The organism is Mesorhizobium sp. M7A.F.Ca.ET.027.02.1.1 (assembly GCF_004022985.1).
Classification (GTDB): domain Bacteria; phylum Pseudomonadota; class Alphaproteobacteria; order Rhizobiales; family Rhizobiaceae; genus Mesorhizobium.
This window is the reverse complement of the sequence record NZ_RZOL01000905.1, coordinates 1-544: the sequence shown is the minus strand read 5'-3', so window position 1 is coordinate 544 and position 544 is coordinate 1. Positions and strand designations below refer to the sequence as shown.

At 56.2% G+C, this 544-nt stretch carries 1 protein-coding gene and 1 pseudogene; both read left to right on the top strand.

The annotated features are described in order from the left end of the window. Window positions 1-185 (top strand): annotated as a pseudogene (locus tag EN749_RS38425) (hypothetical protein); the annotation flags it as partial. Between the two features lie 140 nt (window positions 186-325). Next, window positions 326-544, top strand: a 219-nt coding sequence (locus EN749_RS36930; RefSeq protein WP_145991228.1) for a gamma-glutamyl-gamma-aminobutyrate hydrolase family protein, incomplete at its 3' end; no start/stop codon positions are given.

The following is a 544-nucleotide window of genomic DNA, read 5'->3' as shown; positions in this document are numbered from 1 at the left end:
CAAAGAAGGTCCTGGCCGACATCGACGCCGTTGTTTCCAACCTCAGTCGTCACGATGATATCGGAGTTGTCCTTTGCGAATGCACAATACTGGTTCGCGTCTCGGGTAGAATTCGGAGAGCGACAGGTCTGCCCGTCTACGACGCCTTTGACAATGCATCTCTCCTTATGGCTGGCGTCGGCTAGGTGGACTACCGCAGACGGTCAAGCCATGTCCAAGCTCGATTGCTAGAGACGATGCGAACCGATCGCCCTCGTGTTTCAACGTGCAAAAGAGCCACACTTTCGATCCTTGCAGGGGGACACCGGCCCATAGGATGAATGCAATGAAGAGAATTCCAAGACAGCCACTCATCGCTGTATCGGCGGATGTCCGCCAGATTGACGGTGCCGGCTGGCATGCCGTGCACCAGCGATACTTGGAAGCGGCCGTGACCGCAGCTGGCGTTTTTCCGATCCTCGTTCCCTCTCTGGGCGATCGACTCGACTTGGACGAACTTTTCGCTGCTGTCGATGGTGTGTTGATCACAGGCGCCGTATCGAAC